The sequence below is a fragment of the Bradyrhizobium sp. WCU1 genome (assembly GCF_053474805.1).
The window spans coordinates 636,817-655,869 of record NZ_CM130280.1 but is presented as its reverse complement, the minus strand read 5'-3'; the positions used below and the strand labels follow the sequence as shown (position 1 = coordinate 655,869).

14 protein-coding genes and 1 pseudogene are annotated in these 19,053 nt (G+C 59.2%); 11 read left to right on the top strand and 4 right to left on the bottom strand.

The genetic code is table 11. From position 1 onward, the window contains the following. Positions 1–103 precede the first annotated feature (103 nt). The 5 genes from ACTUWL_RS03105 (at position 104) to ACTUWL_RS03085 (ending at position 3,877) form a co-directional block, all read left to right on the top strand. Positions 104–313, top strand: a complete 210-nt coding sequence (locus ACTUWL_RS03105; protein ID WP_021082447.1) for a hypothetical protein — start codon at positions 104–106, stop codon at positions 311–313. Between the two features lie 433 nt (positions 314–746). Then, positions 747–1,055: a hypothetical protein gene (locus tag ACTUWL_RS03100; RefSeq protein ID WP_146160363.1), complete on the top strand. Its 309-nt coding sequence runs from the start codon at positions 747–749 to the stop codon at positions 1,053–1,055. Between the two features lie 424 nt (positions 1,056–1,479). Then, the gene (locus ACTUWL_RS03095; protein WP_021082445.1) at positions 1,480–1,698 is read left to right on the top strand and encodes a hypothetical protein; all 219 of its coding nucleotides are present in this window, start codon (positions 1,480–1,482) and stop codon (positions 1,696–1,698) included. 679 nt (positions 1,699–2,377) lie between these two features. Then, positions 2,378–3,160: a hypothetical protein gene (locus ACTUWL_RS03090; RefSeq protein ID WP_021082444.1), complete on the top strand. Its 783-nt coding sequence runs from the start codon at positions 2,378–2,380 to the stop codon at positions 3,158–3,160. A 510-nt stretch (positions 3,161–3,670) separates the two neighbouring features. Further along, positions 3,671–3,877: a hypothetical protein gene (locus tag ACTUWL_RS03085; RefSeq protein ID WP_106940237.1), complete on the top strand. Its 207-nt coding sequence runs from the start codon at positions 3,671–3,673 to the stop codon at positions 3,875–3,877. A gap of 231 nt (positions 3,878–4,108) precedes the next feature. Here the strand turns inward: ACTUWL_RS03085 and ACTUWL_RS03080 are convergent, their stop codons facing one another. Together ACTUWL_RS03080 and ACTUWL_RS03075 are read right to left on the bottom strand one after the other, a co-directional pair. Further along, positions 4,109–4,297 carry a hypothetical protein gene (locus ACTUWL_RS03080; RefSeq protein WP_021082442.1) on the bottom strand — a complete coding sequence of 63 codons (189 nt, stop codon included), beginning with the start codon at positions 4,295–4,297 and terminating at the stop codon, positions 4,109–4,111. A gap of 425 nt (positions 4,298–4,722) precedes the next feature. Continuing rightward, positions 4,723–4,842: pseudogene (locus ACTUWL_RS03075) on the bottom strand (hypothetical protein); the annotation flags it as partial. 546 nt (positions 4,843–5,388) lie between these two features. Here ACTUWL_RS03075 and ACTUWL_RS03070 point away from each other — a divergent pair. After that, positions 5,389–8,163, top strand: coding sequence for a hypothetical protein (locus tag ACTUWL_RS03070; RefSeq protein WP_021082441.1), 2,775 nt, complete (start codon positions 5,389–5,391; stop codon positions 8,161–8,163). 133 nt (positions 8,164–8,296) lie between these two features. On the opposite strand, the gene ACTUWL_RS03065 is transcribed toward ACTUWL_RS03070, so the two are convergent. Beyond that, complete coding sequence (locus ACTUWL_RS03065; RefSeq protein ID WP_021082440.1) at positions 8,297–9,679, bottom strand: polysaccharide biosynthesis/export family protein; 1,383 nt, start codon at positions 9,677–9,679, stop codon at positions 8,297–8,299. Positions 9,680–10,295: 616 nt separating this feature from the next. Between ACTUWL_RS03065 and ACTUWL_RS03060 the strand changes: the two genes are divergently transcribed. The 5 genes from ACTUWL_RS03060 (at position 10,296) to ACTUWL_RS03040 (ending at position 17,410) form a co-directional block, all read left to right on the top strand. After that, positions 10,296–11,396 carry a Wzz/FepE/Etk N-terminal domain-containing protein gene (locus ACTUWL_RS03060; protein ID WP_021082439.1) on the top strand — a complete coding sequence of 367 codons (1,101 nt, stop codon included), beginning with the start codon at positions 10,296–10,298 and terminating at the stop codon, positions 11,394–11,396. A gap of 124 nt (positions 11,397–11,520) precedes the next feature. After that, positions 11,521–12,864: an O-antigen ligase family protein gene (locus ACTUWL_RS03055; RefSeq protein WP_021082438.1), complete on the top strand. Its 1,344-nt coding sequence runs from the start codon at positions 11,521–11,523 to the stop codon at positions 12,862–12,864. A 507-nt stretch (positions 12,865–13,371) separates the two neighbouring features. Further along, positions 13,372–14,136, top strand: coding sequence for an FkbM family methyltransferase (locus tag ACTUWL_RS03050; protein WP_021082436.1), 765 nt, complete (start codon positions 13,372–13,374; stop codon positions 14,134–14,136). 303 nt (positions 14,137–14,439) lie between these two features. Then, complete coding sequence (locus ACTUWL_RS03045; RefSeq protein ID WP_021082435.1) at positions 14,440–15,663, top strand: glycosyltransferase; 1,224 nt, start codon at positions 14,440–14,442, stop codon at positions 15,661–15,663. Between the two features lie 292 nt (positions 15,664–15,955). After that, entirely contained in the window at positions 15,956–17,410 is a 1,455-nt protein-coding gene (locus ACTUWL_RS03040) for a lipopolysaccharide biosynthesis protein (protein ID WP_021082434.1), read from the top strand. A gap of 67 nt (positions 17,411–17,477) precedes the next feature. Here the strand turns inward: ACTUWL_RS03040 and ACTUWL_RS03035 are convergent, their stop codons facing one another. After that, entirely contained in the window at positions 17,478–18,740 is a 1,263-nt protein-coding gene (locus ACTUWL_RS03035; protein ID WP_021082433.1) for a serine hydrolase domain-containing protein, read from the bottom strand. Positions 18,741–19,053: the final 313 nt, after the last annotated feature.

Below are 19,053 nucleotides of genomic sequence, written 5' to 3'. Positions count from 1 at the left end.
ATCACCGGTTCGTCATCGCATTAAGAAACGGCAATTTGGAATCGCGGGCTTGTGAGTGGCGGCCGGGCGCGCCCGGCCTATCCTCGGGATGCGGAGGACAGCCATGAAGTTCAGCGCCGAACTGATCCAGACGATGCGCGATGCGCTAGACACGGTGATGGCAAGCGTGCCGGCCGATCAATCTGTGTTCGGTCTCAAGGCGGCCGTCGCCGAGTGCATCTTGCGGACGGCGGCTCACGGCCAGACATCGTTCGACGGGCTCGTGACGTCAGCATCCGATCGACTTCAGTCGATCATTGCGATGCTGACCTAGGGCATGATGAATCTTGGATCGAATCGCTGTGGTGGCCACGTGTTCGCTTCATCTCTTCCCGTCGGGGACAGGTCGATTTGCGAAGCGCCTACGATGAACCGATGCCGTCCCTGGCGATCCTGGTGAGAGCTTCGTATCCGGACGGCGTCAGGTGCAGGAGGTCGCTCTTGTAGTTGGCACACGGCGTGGTCCGCCCGCATGCGATGTTGGAGGCATCGATCGTCCTGATTCCGAGTTCCCGGCTTCTTCGGCTTAGTTCGGAATTGACCGATCCAATATTCTCGGCTGCGCCGCCGGCGCGCCGGTTGAGTATTCCTCGCGGCTGATCTCGTTTTCGGGTGTTAGGCTGGGACGCGGAGAGACGTATCCGATCTACATCGGGTCGGACTCATCGGTCCGCGGCCTGATGGTGAACTCAGCAGCCTGCAAAAGCGTGCTGTCGATCGACGGAGACAGAACCTTCTACAAGAACTTGCGTCTCAAGCCCTATCATCCGACCAATTTTGAGGCGCGGCTCATTCCGATTTGCCGGCCAATTCGGGACCATCAAGGCATGGTGAGGTTGTCCCTGACAAGCCAGAATGTTCCCATGAGCGATGTCACGCATCATAGCTCGGGGGACGAGAACGACGAAGGCTTCATCGAAGTTGCCGATCTCGTCGTCGAGCGAGGCTACGACCTCGTGACTTACACGACCACGCGGCCCGCCGATCCGGCTTCGATCAAATGGATGCCCGATTGAGGCGCGATTTGATGAGGCGGTCGACCCGTTCGAACTGCTATTTGAGTCTTGACCGAACCTGAGCCCGCCCGTGTCGCCACGACGAGCATTGCTCGCTATACTCCGGGCCTTAGCCGATCAATGGTTTGCCGCGCCGCTAAAGCGCGATGAAATTGGGTTGAATCGTCATCGGGCTTTAGCTCCTTGTTTGAGCATGATCTTTTCGGAAAACCGCTTCGCACTTTTCCGGATCATGCTCTAGGCGCCCGCGTTGAAAGTCGATGGATAAGTCGATCAGCCGCTTTGGCTGACAATGTCCTTCCGCTGTAGAATCATGCTGATTCGAAAGCGGTCTTCATATGACATTCCGAGCCCTCCACATTGGCCATGACGCCTACAAGCTCGAGGCCGCAACGGCCGCTCGTCGGCGCGGCTGGTGGCGACAATGACGTCGGGCTATTGGGAATTCCGCTCCAAGGGCGGCACGTTTCGGATCGTGCCGCTCAATGGCCGATTTCACTTCTTCTTTGAGGAGGAGGATTTCGGGTCCTATCACTCGGCGGTGGCTGCGCTCGAAGGCCTCCTCGGAGGTTATTCCCATTATCCGGCGACTCGCGGCCTGCCGTTTGAAGTCCCCGAGTGGACGTTTGTTAGGATGGGATGAAGACGGTTATGGCTACGGGCTTCCGGGTCATTTGATTGCGCGGTGTGTTGACACGCGACGATCCCGTAGGACACGACTACAGAAGGCTCAGGATGTCGTGTGCCGGGTGAGCCTGTCGCCGGCGCGGCCGCCCGCGAGTGCGAGGTACGGACCGAGAGTTTCCGTTCCGGGCCGTTAAACGGATCTATCGCTTTTCATAGGTGACTCAGCCCGTTTGCCTCGCTCGATGAAGCGCTCTCGAAGGCGGAGGCATGCACGCGGGGACGACGCGATCTTGCACCGGGGCGCGCCCGTTCAGCCAGAGAACCTGACCTACCGCCTGCGGCAAAGCGCAGGCCTATCATGCTCGGCGAAGTAACGACCCATGCGACCGGATCGCAGTCGATGCCTGGCGCATGCTCTTGGAGCACAAGCAGACTTGCACGAAGTTGGAGCGGACCAAGTTAAGGAACTCTTCCAGGCGATGATGACCGAGCCGGCAGAGCCGTTCAGTGTCGGACTAATGCCCCTTGCAGTCCACGCGGGCTCAAGCGCATCGGACCGCTTCCCTGCTTGCCTAAGCTGCAGTAGGCTATCCGCCCTCTCATTTGCGCATTTTAATGGACTGCTCAGTCGGGGCTGTTGATGCCCTTGGCTCTGTTCTTAGTCGGATCATATTGTGTTTGTTTCGGAGCACCAAATGGACTCCACGCTGGATAACAAGGTTGCGGAAGCGCCGCTCGCGAGCTTGGAGGAGCAGCTTTCGAACCTCGCGCGCGAAGCGGGAGTCAGCCCCTCGAGTCCAACGACCAGTGTGAAAGAGCCTCGCGCGCTGCGGGCAATGATTCATCGATTGAGAGATCGGCGGTACCCGGTCTCAGTCGGTTTGGTGTTGCTGGCATCCATTGCGGGCGGAATTTGGTGGTGGTCCTCGGTTGGTACAGCAGTCGTACCCTCCTCAAACCCCACACCTCTCACACAGGTCCCGCCGAAAGACGTTGCGCCAACTGCCGTCGTGGTTTCCCCCGATCTGGCACAGCAGCTCCAACCGATGGAGCGCGATCTTGCCTCCTTGAGGCAAGCGGTTGAACAGCTACAGCTGAGGCAAGAACAACTGGCCCGCGACAATGATAGCCTGGCAAGACAACTCGCGGCAGGGCGAGCGGAAATAGCGCGCAACAACAATGCTATCGACCAGATCAAGACTGTCCAAATTCAGATGGCGCAGGAAAGCAAGACCGTCACCGAGCGGCTCAGCGCAAGCCAGGAACAACTGGCCCGTCTGATCGCGAACGCTTCAGCGCCAATGGTGGCGCCCGAAGAGCCTGGGCAGACGTCAGACCAACCAAACGTAACCTTCGACGTACCCGTGCCGCGTCCGCGGCCGACCAATGTTGCCCAGACGCACAAGCCAATACGCTCCCCGGCGCGGCCGCATGCGAACAAACCACAACCTGCGGCATGGCCGTGGTCAGCGCGCTGATCTGCGCCGCCGCCGCCGCTTCATGAAGCACCAGACTGCCGTGTCGCCGTCGACCTGGATCGCGAAGTAAGCTCCGTTCTGGTGGGAGTGCGAATAGCCCGTCGGAGAACAAGCGGAAGCCGCTGCCGGAAAGCAGCACGATATCGGTTAACTGAATTCCAGTTCTGAACCGCCTGAATGCCATCTCTGCGGGAGATGCGGCATTGCTTCCTGGTCCAATCTTTGCCAACGCCGCCATACATCTCGTCCTGGGCCGCGCTGCTCGATTGTGCGTCAAGGAATTGTCTCCCTGACGTCATCCAGAGTCGTAGCCGGCAATGCTATTTTGCTGGCGTGTCGTTGCCTTGGCCGCCATGGCGGCGCGTCGCGATCAGCCGCAGGAGTAGCTTATGGGCACGCGCCTTGCAGTGTGAGCGCTACTGGGATTTTCAGTGTCCCAGTTCAGGAATAGGCCGTCACCCGGTGTGCATTTTTTTGAGACCGGTGGCTCGATCAATTAGGAGATAATCTTTGAACCACACGCCGCCGCTAACGGCCAGATTCCTCGTTCGAAGAGGAACCACTGACTGGATGGTTTACGACAGAGAACTCAAGGGGCCAGCGCAGCTCGAAAAATACGGCAGCTTCGCTGAGAAGCTGACCAAGGAGCGGGCGGAACTCGTGAAGCAATCATTGACGGACGCGCTCCCGACCAATGCGCCCAATCCTCGCCGGTGATGGACCATTGTTGAACAAAGAAGGAACAAATGACATCCGTGTTACCTAATAAGGTATAGGAACAGAGTTGGGCAACGTGAACAAGGTGCGGCGAAGTAACGGCGCATCGGTGAGGGAAAACTTCGGCCGCAGCGGAATTCAACTTCGGTAGCAGGGCATTGAGCGAGGCATCGCTTGGCGGCTGCGACGGAACGACCCGGGAATGGCGGTCTGGCGCAGGAAGCAGCCTCTTCAGATCGCCTTTGAGGTGCCAAGTACGAGGGCATCCGCCCTCAGCCTCTGGATCGCCGTCTGTTCTTCCGTGAGGCGCCTTTCGACGAACTGCCGCTCCTCTTCGGTCAGGTTGCCATTGAGCAATCGGCGATAGCGCTGGACGTTGTTGCCGTAGACTTTCAGGCGCATCAACTGCTCGTCGGTCATCTTGATCTCCATGCGGGACCGGAAATAGGTGAGAGCCTTTCGGTCGTGATTCTAAAACCGAAAGGGTTCCCGCAATATCAAGTGGACGTCTTGGTCCGCTTCTTGCGGTACGATCAAAGTCGGGCAATGAACAATTTACTTCCGCTGCAATGAAGCGAGCACCGAATAATTACTCTGCTTTGCAAGAGGCCGGCCAGAAATTCCGAGGTACGCTGTCGAACACGGAGTTTGGTTAAGGCTATGGCAGAGCCGCCCGACATCGCGATGAACTCCAGCAACCACCATTTGCCTTCCTAACATGCCGTTCTGGATACCATCTCATGCGCATCCCTTCCTGTAGAAGCTCACGCCATTAAGGCCGATCGCGGCATCGCGGCTCAGATACGGATTGGCCGGCGGCAAGCCGGCACTGAATGCCCATCTGATCAGCTGCGCCGGTAGTCGTCCTCGATGCGGATGATGTCGTCCTCGGCGAGATAGATGCCGGTCTTCACCTCGATCAGTTCGAGTTGGATCTTGCCGGGATTTTCGAGCCGGTGCGCTGCGCGGCGCTTCTCGCGTGAGGTGATGCTCCGGCTATTGCGGCGTCAGGTCGCGGCAGGCAGGCATACTCCGGAAGGAGTAGGTGGGCTCCTCCATGGGGGGAAATAGCGCGCGCGGGCGAACTGCACGAAACTACGACGAAATTTCGGATCGGCGAAGGCAGAGCCCGATGGGTAAAGTGATCGTAGCAGTGGCACGGACCGCAAAGGGCGGGTTACGCCCGTCACGTTGTAATGGCGGCGCCGGTGCTCACGAACATACCGCGGTTTAGCGTGGATGCGCTGGCGCAAGCTGCGGCGTCTCGTCAGTTACGGCGAGAGCGACAGCCGGAGCCGCAAGTGACGATGAATGCCAGCACGATCGGCCCCGCGGAGGCTTACTCGAGGGCGCGCCGAGGTAGGGCACCCAATGTCGCACCTCGCCAGATCGCGTCGCCATACGAAAGGTGATTGCGGATGGATCGGACGGTTCTCCTCGACAATGAAGTAGGCCCTCCCTGCGAAACCGCGGGCGCGTCGCCGCGACGCCTGCTCAGGGGAGCACGGCCCGTGCTCTTGTGGACGACGACCGTCGCCGTGTTCGCAACCGCGTGGGCACCCGTTGCGACACTGGCGGAGACCGATCCCGTGCGTCTTGCGGCGGATACGCGGCAAGCCGTGGCTCTTCGCGATCTCAATTCTGCTGCAGCGGCGGAGGACGGCGAGTCCAAAGCCGCGCCGCGGGACGGAGGCGATAACAAACGGTCGGTGCTGATCGTGCAGGGAGCGAGCGCCCAGAGTGGGCTTGCCTCGGAGGAACCCAATTGGGGTGAGAGCCTGTCCTGCGATCTCTCAACTGCAAGGCTCGATATCGGCCTGTTGCAGCGGATCGAGCTGGAGCGCGGGCGGGCGGAGATGTTGGAGCAGGGTCTTGCCGCGGCTCGTCACGACCTCGAAGTCCAGACTGCCTTGGCCACGAAGGCCGTCGAAAATGCTGCCCTAGTGAAGCAGGACGTACAGGGTATCGCGGAGCTGCAGGATGCGCTGCAACGCGCGCGTGAGAGGGCAGGAACGCTGGAACAGGATCTCGCGGCGGCGCGGCGCGATCTCAAGATCCGGACTGCGCCGGCGGCACAAACAGGAGAGGAAGAATCGCGGCCGGAGCCAGCCAGGGAGGGCGGCGCAGCCGAGACAAGACAACCGCCCGCAATGGCCGGCATGCCGGCAGGCGGCTTTTCGTTGACGCGCAGTGCAATCCTGGCCTACGAGGCCCAAGCCCGCGCGTTTGGAGGAGAGCTTGTCGAACTCGGACAAGCTGCTGCGAGCGATACCGGGTTGCCTCGCTACCCGGAGCGGTTCGCAAGTCTCGAGCAGGATCTCGCGGTCGCGCGAGGTGAACTCGAGACACAGACCACAGTTGCGGCTAAAGCGAGCGAGGAGGCGTCCCGCCTCAGGCAATCGGGGGAGAGAGACGCAGCCGACTTGCAGCAGGAACGCGAGCAATCTGCGCGGCTGCAGCGGGATATAGCGACGGCGCGGCGTGATCTGGAGATCCAGACAGCACTGGCAACGAAAGCGAGCGAGGAAGCGTCCCGGCTGAAGGCAGCGGGAGAGAGCGGCGCAGCACAGCTGGAGGTATCCCTGCAGCGGGAACGCGACCGGTCTGCGCGGCTAGATCAGGATCTCGCGGCGACGCGGCGTGATCTGGAGATTCAGACTGCGCTTGCGACGAAAGCCGCGGGTGAGAGCGGAACGCCGGACCTGCGAAAGGAGGAAGAGAGGTCCGCCCAGCTGGAGCAGGATCTCGCTGCGACACGGCGTGATCTGGCGACCCAGACTGCGTTGGCGGCAAGGGCGGGCGAGGAAGTCTCGCGTCAGAAGCTGTCGATGGAAGCTGTGGCTGTCGATCTGAGGCAATCGCGCGCAAAGGCCGACGCGCTCGCACAGGAGCTCTCTCAGGCGCGTAGTTCGATCTACGCACACGAGGCGCAGGCCCTCAAGGCTGGCGAAGAAGTGGCGGAGCTGAGGCGGGCGGCTGAAGGCAGCGCGACCTCAGCTCACAAAGCCTCGCCGGACGAGCTCAGCCAATTGGCTCGGCTGGAGCAGGATCTTGCAGCGGCCCGCAATGATGTCGAGGCCCAGGCCGCACTGGCGGCGAAGGCAAGCGACGAAGCAGCTCGATTGAAACGGGAGAGGGAGAACGGCGCGGCAGAGGCGCAGAACCTGCTGCAAGCGGCACGTCAGCGCGCTGACCGGCTGGAGCAGGATCTGGTGGCCGCGCGACGTGATGCCGAGAGCAAGACCGCGCTGGTGACGCAGGCAAGCCAGGAAGCCACCCGGCTGCAAGTCGCAGGCAAGAGCACTGCCGCAGACCTGCAAAAAGAGCGCGAGCGATCCGCACGGCTGGAGCAGGATTTGGCGACGGCACGACGCGATGTCGAGAGTAAGACCGCGCTGGTGACGCAAGCAGGCGAGCAAACATCCCGACTGCAAGCAGCAGGCAAGAGCGCCGCTGCTGACCTGCAAAAGGAGCGCGAGCGATCCGCGCGGCTGGAGCAGGATCTGGCGGCAGCGCGGCGCGACGTCGAGTCCAAGACTGCGCTGGTAACCAAAGCAGCCGAGGATCTGTCCCGGCTGACATCGGCAGGGAAGAGCGGCCTGGCGGATCTGCAAAAGGAGCGTGAGCGGTCCGAGCGGCTGGAACAGGACCTCGCGGCAGCGCGTCGCGAGAGTGAAGCCCAGACGGCGAGGGCCGCAAAGGCAAGCCAGGAAGTCTTGCAGCAGAAACAGATAGTAGAAGCCGGTGCTGCCGAGTTGAGGCAGTTGCGCGCCGAAAGCGCTGACGTAAAGGCGCAGAACCTCTTCCTGTCGCGGAGCGCGATCCAGGCGTATGAGGCGCAGGGGCGCAAAGGACTTGGCGCTGCGCCAGACGTCTTGACGACCGGCTCGCCCGGCCCGGACAAGTCCACCTCGATCGGAGCGGCCGCCACTCCGGTAGCAGAGCCGGCACCCCTGGCGCCTGCACGCGCCGTCGCTCAGCCTGCTTCCGAGCAAGTGGCGGACGCTGCAGGGTTGGTCGCGCGCGCGAGTTTCCTACTCCGGCAGGGCGATGTCGGTGCGGCGCGGCTTGTGCTTGAGCGCGCCGTCGAGATGGGCAGCGCCCAGGCGAGCTTCGCGCTGGCGGAAACCTACGATCCGCTGGTTCTCGCGAAATGGGGAACCTACGGCACGCGCGGCGATGCGAGCAAAGCGAGAACCTTGTACGCCAAGGCAGATGCCGCAGGAATCAAGGAAGCGAAAACTCGGCTGGACGCACTGCATCGCTTACAGACACACGCCAATTAAAGCATGATCCGGAAACGTGCGAAGCGGTTTTCCGAAAAGATCATGCTCAAACGATGAACTACAGCGCGATGGCGATTCAACCCAATCTCATCGCGCTTTAGTCTCGCGGGCTTGACCGACCGGGCCGACCTCATCACCTGGTGCCGGCCGAAGCCGCATCAGCTTCGGTCACGGCAGTTCGGCCCGTCGCCGATGAGGGACTCAAACCGCTTAGCTTTCGGGAAGGGACGTCCGGAAGGTCCTGGTATCGCAAGGAAACCTCGACGGTGTCGCCTGGTTGCAACTCGGTGTCCTCGCTCGCGGCAATCTGTTCCGGCCCGTTCTCACCCTTTCTGAAAATGGTAATGTCCGGCTTGCTGCCCGCGCCTCGCACGAGCTGCGATCGAACCATCGCAGTGTACTGAATCTTCTCACCCACGGCCTGCAGTCTCTCGCGAACCTGGTTAAGCCTCAAGCTCGTGTCCTGCAGCTCACGTAGCAGGTCAAGTCGCCGCTGATCATCGAGCTTTGTCAGCCTTCTGACCAGATCATCCTGCTGCTTCTTGACTTGCAGCAGCTGTGCTGAAGTCTGCAACTTCCTGGTTGACGACAGTAAGACCGCCCGACGTGCATCCGTGACGCGCGGGCTGGTCAAGGTTCCTCTGGCGAACATGTCTTGCGCTTTTTGCAGTTCGTCCTGGTCCGACTGAAATCCTTCTTCTTCCCTTTTCTGTTGCTCGGACAGCACGCGTACTTCATCGTCTCCCTGCCGAACACCGCGCTGGATGAAGTCCTTCTCCTGCTGATAGTCACTCTGCTTAACCTTCAAATACTCAGTTTCGGCATTGAAGATTTCTGAAATCGCCGATCGAGCTATCGGCGAGTCCTTCGCAGCATTTGGAACGATCTGGGGCGCCTCTCCGAGTTCCGTCTTGATACGCCACAGGCGCGCCTGCTCTTTGGCGAGTTCAGTCCAAAGCGACCCGTACTCGGCCCTCAGGTCCGCCAGATCAAGATACGGATTGTTCATTCTGACATGCATGATGTCGTAACCGCTCGCCACAGCTATGAGTTGGCGTGCGGTGATGGCCGGAAGGTAAGGGTACTGGCCAGGCTTCGATACGTCGCCATTGATGTATATCGGCCTGTAGTCCGCTACGGTCGCCGTGATTTCATCTGCATCGATCACGATGACACTTTCGCGCCCTTCAGGACTTCTCTGCCGAAACACCTTGTTCGCCAGTGCGGCGCCGATCTTGGTTCGGATCTGCGGCAAGCTCAGGCCCGCTACCTGAAGCACACCGACGAGCGGCAGTGCAATATTCCCGTCCGTCTGGACAGCTGCACGGGATCGCAACTCCGGCACGCCAGCCGCCGCGACCTCCAGGACGTCTCCGACATTGACGAGATACTCGGCCTTTGCTTGTGCCACCGAAATCGTCAAGCCGAGGACCGCCAAGCCCCATTTGATGTAACCGCCGAGGCCGTTGCCGATGATACTGGCTCTGAAACACTTGCGCGGTGCGTAGTTCGGCATGACGGCAACTTTCTCTACGACCTGGTCATCAGGGTGAAACGCTCGGAATCCGCGGCGTACCAACATGTCAACATCGCTGACGCTCGGGTCACCATCGAGACGGCCGGATCGGCAAAACGGAGGTTCTTTCCCTCAATTGCTGGGAAACAGGGCTACCCGCCCATTTCTCGATTGATCGGCCCTGTTGATCGACAATTTGAAGTTGCATCGGACCCACTGGGATGTGCGAACGAGTGGATTGCCGCTCGAATTTAGTCCGGTAGTGCCGCGGCTCAATGGACCATCGTAATTACCCATTTATTGCCTTTCCCAACCTGTGACCCGGAATGTACTGATTCAGTGGGAAATGAGCGGTTGGATCGTAGCGTCCATGAACGAAGCGTTCTTGATCAATTTGCCGGCCTCCGCCAACCCTCCGGCGTGTCCGGTCTATGGCCGTTTGGCGAATTCAGCGGATACCGGCACATTTCGCGGCCACCATCTGTCAAAAGTTGGTGCGGCGACCACACGTCAATCTGCTGTGCTTTCCGCTGACCGTGCGTCCTTCGGTGAGTGCCCTTGGGCCATTTGACCTCACCTCTGCAGCAGAATTCAAATTATCAACGCTGGTACGAAGATGTTGCAGAATACAACGGATAATTGGGTGAATCGGGAGAATCCGCCGCCGCCGGAATTTCGTCCTACGCCGGTCATTTCCCTGCTGGCGGTGGTAACCTTCGTACGGCGACGCCTGTTGACCATAGGGCTGGGATGTTGCGCAGCGCTTGGCGTTGCCATGCTCTACCTCGTCATGGCGGTACCCACGTTTACTGCCAAGGCGCAACTTATCGTAGACTCGAAGGCGACGCCCGGAGACGTAGCGGCAGTCGCAACGATCGTTGAAAGTCAGATCGGAATCATAAAGTCTGAGAGCATTGCGAGCGCCGTGATCGAGAAGCTCGGTCTCGCAGAGAGCCCGGAATTTGCGGGCGGTCAGGGTAACAGCATTCTATCCGTATCGCGTCTGCTCGGCTGGACCAGACCGGAAGGCTCAGGTAGCGCGATGCGCTACGCCGTTGAATCGTTCGGACAAAGGCTTTCCGCCAAGCGCGTGGGCCCTACCTATCTCGTCGAACTCACCTTCGATTCCAGAGATCCTGATCGGGCAGCGCAGATCCTGAACGCCGTCGCGGAAAAGTATATTACTCATCAAATGGACCAGGGCGGCTCGTTGCAAGACGAGACGTGGGTCCGGGATCGACTGAACGGATTGAGCATACAAGCGTCAGCTGCGCAAAAGGCACTCGAGGACTTCAGAAGCAGAAAAGATGCTTCGGATTCCGCTGTCAGTATGGACAGACTGGTCGCTGCTGCGGAATCATCCAAAAGCGCTTATGATAGTTTTCGCCACATGCTGCGCAGGCTGGAGGCTACGCGACAACAGTCAACGCCAGTGTTTGCCGCGAGTCTCATTACGCAGGCTTTGCCTCCCCTGAGGGCCGCTTCGCCAAAGCCTAAGAGTGTGCTTGGAATAGCGATCGTTGGCGGGCTGCTTCTTGGCCTCGCCTTCGCCGTGGCGCAGGATCTGATCGATGGCCACATGCGCTTCGGTGCGTGGGACCTCTTGCGCGCACACGATGATAGAGCCGAGTGGCCTGTCTCGGACACAGTTCGACCGGATCATCAATCTGAAACATCGGCAAAGACCAGGCCGGTACGTCTTACCGGTTCGGGGTGAGCGTGGAGTTGCCGTTTTCAACGCTCGGGACAATTTGGTTTCGACGGCGGTCGGGTAGGCGCCATCGGGCGATCAGCAGTCGCGCGCTCGAGTTCGGTTGCGCCGGAGGGCAAGGAGCCGGCCCGTGACCAACGTTGCGGTAAGATATGGCGGCCGAACGCCCTACCATCGGGCGCAGGCGGATTCGCTCGGCCAAAGTGCAAAATGGCTCTTTCTGGCGATCGTTTTCATATTGCCGTTTCAACGCGTGCCGTTCGTCAATACGAACCTGCTCGGCATACAAGGCTGCAAGCCCTTCAACCTGCTGTCGGCGGGAGTCTTGGTCTATCTGCTATTCCAAGTCCCGCTCCTGTCAGCGAGCGACAGGATCGAGCGGACGTCCATTCGCGTTCTTTTGCTATACTTCGTCACCTTTGCCATCGCTTTCGCTAGATCAATCCCAAATGCCCCTCTGCTTCATGATCGCCTCCCGGACGTGTTTCCAGAGTCCTATCTGGATTACATCATGTCCTATGGCATGGTTCCGGCGTTCTACATTTTGCCGTTTCTGTTCATTTTGAAGCGATGTCGTTCATTTTCTGAGATTGAGACAGTCGTCGACGCAATCTGCGTTTCAATTCTGCTCTTGTCGGCTAGTTTCATCCTCGTCGCTCTCATGAATCCATCTGCCGCACTTTCAGGGCGCGCCTCCGTCAACGCGCTATGCGAATCCTACTTCGGCATCCACTACAATACGATGGGCACGATATACATCTGCACGGCGCCTTTGTTGCTGTACAAAGCGCTTACTCGCAGCTCACTCTGGATAGTGCCCGTCGCCTTGTCGCTTTTGGGGCTCCTTCTGCTCTCGTCGCGTAGCGCGCTTCTGACCGTTGTCGGCACTTATGTTCTGATCCTGCTTTACAAGCGCAAATTCGCCGTCCTGGCGGTCGGCGCGGCGATGGTTGCCATCGCATCCGTGCTCTGGATCGCGCCAACTGTGGTCGCCATCTTTTCCATTGGTTTCGACGGGTCCTCGGAGGTGTCGGCTGATGAATTGCTCACTGGCCGCGTAGATTTCATTTGGATACCGCTGCTCAATGAGTGGACGAGTGATCTCGGCCTGTTTCTGTTCGGCGCGGGACGGTCCGGAATAATAACCAGCGAAGCTTGGTACTCGGGGACGCTGATACAGGCTACTCATGCGCACAACGCGATTATCGATTTCTTTCTCGACTGCGGAGCGATCGCTACCGGCATTCTTCTGGTTCTTATGTGCGTCGGGATATCGACCGCTTGGCGCGTCGGCCGACGGTTGCATAACGACCTGTATTGGGCCTTGTTTGCGTGCATCGTCGGCTATGGAATAAGCATGTTCACTGAGCGGGAGGTATTTCCATCGTTCGAGAACATGTACCTGTTCCTTCTCATCGCGATGATGGTCAATCTGGCACGCTTATCCTCGCGCGCAGGCCATACCTCGGCATGAGCTGCTGACCATCGCAATCTCTACTGTTACCACGCCGACGCTGATGCAATAGCGGGGGCGTGGACCATCTGCGCGATTGTTGCCGTGGCTCGTGCCGCAAACGCGGCCGCAAGCCAGTGGGGGTAACTCCAGTTCCCCATACCTGAACGAAGTGGCGTTCTTGAAACGGAGCGATTGAGCCCGCTTAATGGGGATATTTCACCGTGTTGAGTTCTCGTGTTTTGATGGATTCCAAATGACTATGTTCGGGCGGGAGATAGCGGTTCGCAACAGCTCGATCGAAGTCTGGAGCCAGCGTGCCCGTGACGAGGAGACCGTGCCGACCCGCTTCGTCGGTCGCCCCGGTTGTAAGCCCAATGCGATCCGCCAAACGTCGCCGTCTCACGAATTCATCGCGCACGGCGATAGGTCCTACGCTTCGGATGGAGTTCCGTCCGAGTGCGGGCAGAAGGGCTTCGATGGAATGCACCGTCGCTTGATCAAGCCGGGCGAGCAGGGAGCGCTCCGATGATGGGCTCGCTCAAGCGTATCACGCAGCGCCTGCTCATCGGCGCGCTCGGGTTTGAAAACTATCTCTTCTTCGTTGCCCAAATGCGCATCGCCACGATCAAGGCGTTCCGTTATGAAGCCGACTTCCTGTACTTTCTTAGCATGGTGCCGGACGACGGCGTGATCCTTGATATCGGCGCCAATATCGGAGTGACGGCTTACTTCCTGGCGGCCGCGAAGCCTGGCTCCCGCGTTCATGCGTTCGAGCCGGGGCCTGAGAACTTCAAGAGTCTGACGCGCGTGGTCGCGCGGCACACGCTCGCGAACGTGACAGTTCACGAGTGCGGCCTGGGCCGTCAGGCTGCGGAGCTTCCCATGATCATGCCCGTGATCGGCGGTATTAAACGTCACGCACTATGTCAGGTCGACGACGGGCATTCCGAATACAAGGATGGCATCCGCTTCCGGATCAAGATAGAGGCGCTGGATGGCGTTCCGGACCTCAAGACGCGCACGGACGTGCACGCGATCAAGATCGATGTCGAGGAGTTCGAGGCCGAGGTCCTGAAAGGAGGCATGGAGCTGATACGGCGCTGCCGGCCGCTGATCTTCTGCGAGATATGGAAGCCCAAGAACCGCGATGAGATTCGTACGCTGTTCGAAGGCGAGCGCTATCGGATGTACGGTTATGAGCACGGCGTGCTCAAGCCTGCAGGCTCTGGTATCAAGAACTTCACGGGAAATTTCTTCATTATCCCCGACGAATGTCCGCTGCCCCAATAGAGGTCGCGCCACCGTTCCGATGCCCGGCATGTACTGTGCCGGCTATGCGTGAGCCGCCGGTTGCAGCCTGTTCTGGCGTGCGCCGGCCGTCGATGCCAAAGTACTACTCACGAAGAGCAACGGAGCGAGGCGGAACGTTTCCATTGGGAGCGTCACCCGCCGTTGCGCCGGACTGCCAAATGAGCTCAAATCGGCTTGAAAAGCTCGGCTCCACTGGATGGATGAAGGGGCCGAGCCAATGGTCTGGTCGCATCATGCTGCGCCTGAGTCCGCTCTACTGCAGTCGAAAGTCAATGAATTGTCGTGACGCGCATCCTGGTCGTAACGCATAAGCCGCTCGCAAGCCTAACCAATGGCCATGACCTCCGCGTGTGGCACTTGTGTCGCGAACTGGCGAAGCAGCATGAACTCTACCTTTTGACGGTGAACCTTGGTTCGACGGATGAATCGAGCGGCGGTCTGGTCGGCTTGTCCGATGTGTTCCAAGAGATCGTTGAAACGCCGAAGTTTCCGACTCACAGGCCCTCGCTGAAGCGGCACTTCCGTCGAAATGACTCGGACTATTACTCGCTTTCCTATCCCCATCACCTTTCAGCGATCACCAAATCCATCGCTGACTTCTGCGAAGAGCACAGTATCACTCATATGATCGTCTTCTGCCTGGTGCTTGCGGAGTTCGTCCGTCCGTTCTCGAGCGATAAGAAGATACTCTTTGATCTCATCGACAGTGAAGTTCTAACGCTGACCAGACAGATACAGTTCTTTCCGCCGTGGCCCGCGCAACTGCGATCGCGCCTGGACGCGCACGTGATGCGCGCGCGCCGTGCAAGGGCGGAGGCCTGTTTGCCCCATTGGTTCAATCATGTCACAACGGTCAATGAAGCAGATTCCGATACCGTATGCAGGCTGTCTGGCAGATCTGCGAACGTCAGCACCGTGCCGAACGGGGTCTCGCCCGACCTGGCAGAGACATTTGAGTCAAATGCGCGTGTCGCCAAGCGGAGGGGAGTGGCATTCTGGGGCAATCTTGCCTTCAAGCCGAACCGCGACGCGGTTCGTTTTTTCTACCAGGACGTCTATCGACCGTACCTGGCTCCAGCTGGAATTGAGTGGTGCGTAGTGGGCAAAGATGCGGAAGGGTGGCTTCTGGAGGCTGCAAGGCGAGACGACGGTATTCGCCTCACTGGGTTTGTCGACGATATCTGTTCAGTGCTCGCTGAGTATCCGATAATGGTAAATCCAATGCGAATTGGCAGTGGATTGAAGAACAAGGTACTTGAGGCATTTGCCATGGGGTTGGCCGTGGTTTCAACGGGAGTAGGCATCGAGGCGCTTGGCAAGGCGCGCGAAGGCGTCGACTACGTGCGCGCCGACGATCCCGAGAAAGTCGCGACTGCGATCAAGTTGCTCATTGAAGACGAAGGCCGTCGACACTCCATGATCCAGAGCGCCCGAAAGGTGATGCTGGAGCATTATACCTGGAGCAGGGTCGCTCGTGACCTCGATGCGCTCGTGGGCTCATTGTGAGTGCCGCGACAGGTTCGTCCATGATTTACAGGTTCGTCCATGATTTGATGTCGGTTGGCGCTGCCGTCTGACGAGGTGCACTCAAACTGGTCTTGCGAGACTGATGAGAAGTGGTTCGAGAGAGGTGCACTGTGAGCAAGCTCATTGTCATCAAGTCCTTGTTCGCTTGATCCGTTGTTTTTCAGTCCTGCGGTTCCGGAGTTCGTCGGTGAGTTATGATCGCTTTTTTGCAAGCTATGCGGGCCGCCGTTCGAGCGTTCGGCGGTCGATGCTATCGCGAGGTCGCTGATCCATGGCATCGATACTGCGTCAAGGAATTGCACTCTCGGCTGCGCAATACACCGAACAGGTGATCATGCTATTGACGCCGGTCGTTCTGGTGCGAACGATTGGTCCAACAGCGTTCGGTGAATACCGGCTGTTCTGGCTACTCGTAACGACGGTGGCCCTGTTGTTCTCCTTCAACATGCCCCGCAGCCTGCTTTTCTTCTTTGTTCGGCTGGGTCCGGAGGCGCGGCGGGTTTACGTCGGGCAGACGGTCTTGTTCCTGCTGGCCACAACGATGATTGCGGTGCTACTGGTTTTTGCCTTCGGTTTTGCCCTTCCATCGGGTATGAGAGATCTGCTGCAGGCTCACGGAGCGCTACTAGCGATTTTTCTATTCGTCTGGAATCTGGGCTTATTGTTGGACGTGTTGCCCAACGCCGTAGGGCAGATCCGCTGGCAGGCGCAAGCCATCCTGGCTTCATCCGTGCTGAGGGCCGCGCTGATCATTTCAGCGGCCGTCGTGTTCCATCGATTTGAAGAGGTGCTCATCGCAGCCTTGATTGCCGCTGCCGTGCGCGTAGGGCTTCTGGCTGTCTTTATCGTACGGCATTGCGGTATCCGACTGTTTCCGATCGAGAAAGAGCAGTTGCGCGTACAGCTTCGCTACGCCCTCCCGTTCGGTGTGGCCGGTCTGCTGTGGAGCGTACGGAAGCAGGCGGAACTATGGATTGTCGCAGCGATGTTTTCATCAGGCATGTTCGGCATCTTTTCAATAGCGACGACGTTGCTCATGCCGTTCGAAGTGTTGAGAGGTGGGCTGGGGAATCTGCTCCTGCCAAAGATGAGTCATTTCCATTCATTGGGTCGCCACGAAGAGCTGTTGCGCCTGAACAACCAAGGCAACGTTATCATCAGTGCGGTCATGTTCCCCGCCATCGCGGCATTGTTCGTCTTTGCCGACGAAGTCATTCAGTTGCTGTTTACGAAGGAGTACGTGAGTGGCTCTCCCGTGCTGCGGATCTATCTGATTCAAACGTTGATCTCGACTGAGATCACCACGCTGCTCAACGTGTTCGGACAGGGCTCGGCCAACATGCGTTATGAAGCTGCGATCCTGCCCTTTGCCCTGTTAACGAGCCTGGCCGGCGTCTGGTATTACGGTTTGCCGGGGGCGGCGATCGGGTCGGTACTAACAACCTTCGTTGTGTATGTGTTCTTTCTGAGAAGACTTTCCCAGGTGATGAGCATTCCGATCGCAAAGTTGCAGGATTGGAAGAACCTTGGGCTGATTTTGGTTGCATCGGTGTTGGCGGCAATGCTGGTGCGGCTTTCGGTTGATTTGCTGCAGCCGCCGGTTCCGGTTGCTGCGCTGGTTGGGCCGGCCGCGGTTCTGGTGTGTTATGCGGCTATGTTGTTTGTGACCGGATACTATCGGACCCTGGCGGAGGTTCGGCGAGAATGGGGAGTTCTCGGCGCGTGACGCAACGCGATCGCGGAAGAAGCCGGCGCGAGTTGGTAGAGCTCCATGGCGGGACGATGGTCATTCGTCAGTGCGCCATCGGCCAATCGTATTCGGCTGCAATGCTCCGCATGATTTCGTTAGCCAGCTGGCCGCCTTGATCTCCGTTCGTCATGATAACAGCGCCATCTCCGTTTTCGAACATGGTCATCAAACTGACGAACCCATCGTTGACGCCCGCATGCAGGAACCGTCGATGCGGTGCGACCCCAACAACGATGGGACCAAGTCCATAGTTGCCAAGGCCGGGCGTGAGCATTTGGAGAGTCATGGCCTGGGACAGCACGGACGTATCTCGGCCGCTCCAGGCGCGGACCACGCCCAGCGCGAATTGCGCAACGTCCGTTGGCGTCGTCCACAACCCTGCGGCAGCCAGTTCGGGATAGATATGCGGGCCTCCCGGCACCGGCGCTCCCGCCGCTCGGTAGGGCGTTGCGGCCAGTGGAGCGTCATTTATGGGTAGCGGTTGGAGAAAGCTGCTGTGCGTCATTCCGAACGGCTTGAGGACAAGCTCGTCAAGTAGTTTTGGGAACGGTGTCCCGGTTACGTCGATGAGCAGTTGTTGCACGATCGTGTACCCGCCGCTGGAGTACTCGAATTTTGTTCCGGGCTCGTGATCCACGACAATGGGGGCGGTGTTTACAGGCGCCGTTCCGCCGCTCGTCAGCGTCGCTGTGGGCTGGCCCGTCCGTCGCGCAAGGAAGTTTGGTTCGCGCTCATAGTACGACGCGCCATTGAGAACGTCGACGAGCGATGGAATTGGTGCGCCTACGGGATATCCCGGAAAGTAGGGGACAGTTATGCCAGCCGAATGGTTCAGCAGTCTTCGAAGTGTGACCTGGGTTCGATCAGTGAACGAGTTAACGGGAATCTTCCAGCTTTTAAGGGAGCGATTGACGTCGCCATCGAGATCGAGAGTTCCGGCCTGAGCTAACGCGAGCGCTGCTACAGCGGTAACGACTTTGCTGATTGAGGCTGCCTGGAACAGCGTTTCAGGAAGCACAGGCGGACCACCAATGGTGGCAACCCCGAACCCGCGGGCCTCGATGACGCCGTCATGAACCACGGCGATGCTGACGCCGGGAACGTGCAGTTCGTCCATCCGATCTGCAAGTTTCATCGGAGACTCGCTTGCGGTGGCAGCCCGCAGTCCATTCACGATACGCTGCAGGCGCTGCTCGAAGTCGCCGGTGCGCCCTGGGAGTGCGCCGTCTCGTGCGAGCGAAGCCGGGAGGGTTGCGATGCTTGCTGCGATGACGAGCAAGGCGATGCGGCCGACGTTGGGAATCATCGACGTGGAGCTCCACGGGCGGCCAATGGATTGGGCCAGGCGAGCATATCTAGCAAGAACACGGTACCCCGGGTAGGGATGGCGTCAACCGTTGAAACCGCCGCCGCTGCCGGCGCACTCTGCTGCCCGTGCGCGCCTACAATCCGTGCCAAGCCAAGATCTCCTCCAGACGATTGCTGAGCTCCCAAAGCTCCCCTGGTCGGGGCACATTTGGAGCCGGCCGGTCTGGATTCCAGCAGCGATCGAGAATGGGTAATCCGAAAGGGTCGAGCCGCGTATCGATGCAAAAGATTATGCTTGTGGGCATGGCGAC

Coding starts and splice junctions, on each gene's coding strand:
- ACTUWL_RS03105 (WP_021082447.1), top strand. CDS start 104: ATGAAGTTCAGCGCCGAACTGATCCAGACGATGCGCGATGCGCTAGAC.
- ACTUWL_RS03095 (WP_021082445.1), top strand. CDS start 1,480: ATGACGTCGGGCTATTGGGAATTCCGCTCCAAGGGCGGCACGTTTCGG.
- ACTUWL_RS03090 (WP_021082444.1), top strand. CDS start 2,378: ATGGACTCCACGCTGGATAACAAGGTTGCGGAAGCGCCGCTCGCGAGC.
- ACTUWL_RS03080 (WP_021082442.1), bottom strand. CDS start 4,297: ATGACCGACGAGCAGTTGATGCGCCTGAAAGTCTACGGCAACAACGTC.
- ACTUWL_RS03065 (WP_021082440.1), bottom strand. CDS start 9,679: ATGCCGAACTACGCACCGCGCAAGTGTTTCAGAGCCAGTATCATCGGC.
- ACTUWL_RS03060 (WP_021082439.1), top strand. CDS start 10,296: ATGTTGCAGAATACAACGGATAATTGGGTGAATCGGGAGAATCCGCCG.
- ACTUWL_RS03050 (WP_021082436.1), top strand. CDS start 13,372: ATGATGGGCTCGCTCAAGCGTATCACGCAGCGCCTGCTCATCGGCGCG.
- ACTUWL_RS03040 (WP_021082434.1), top strand. CDS start 15,956: ATGGCATCGATACTGCGTCAAGGAATTGCACTCTCGGCTGCGCAATAC.
- ACTUWL_RS03035 (WP_021082433.1), bottom strand. CDS start 18,740: ATGATTCCCAACGTCGGCCGCATCGCCTTGCTCGTCATCGCAGCAAGC.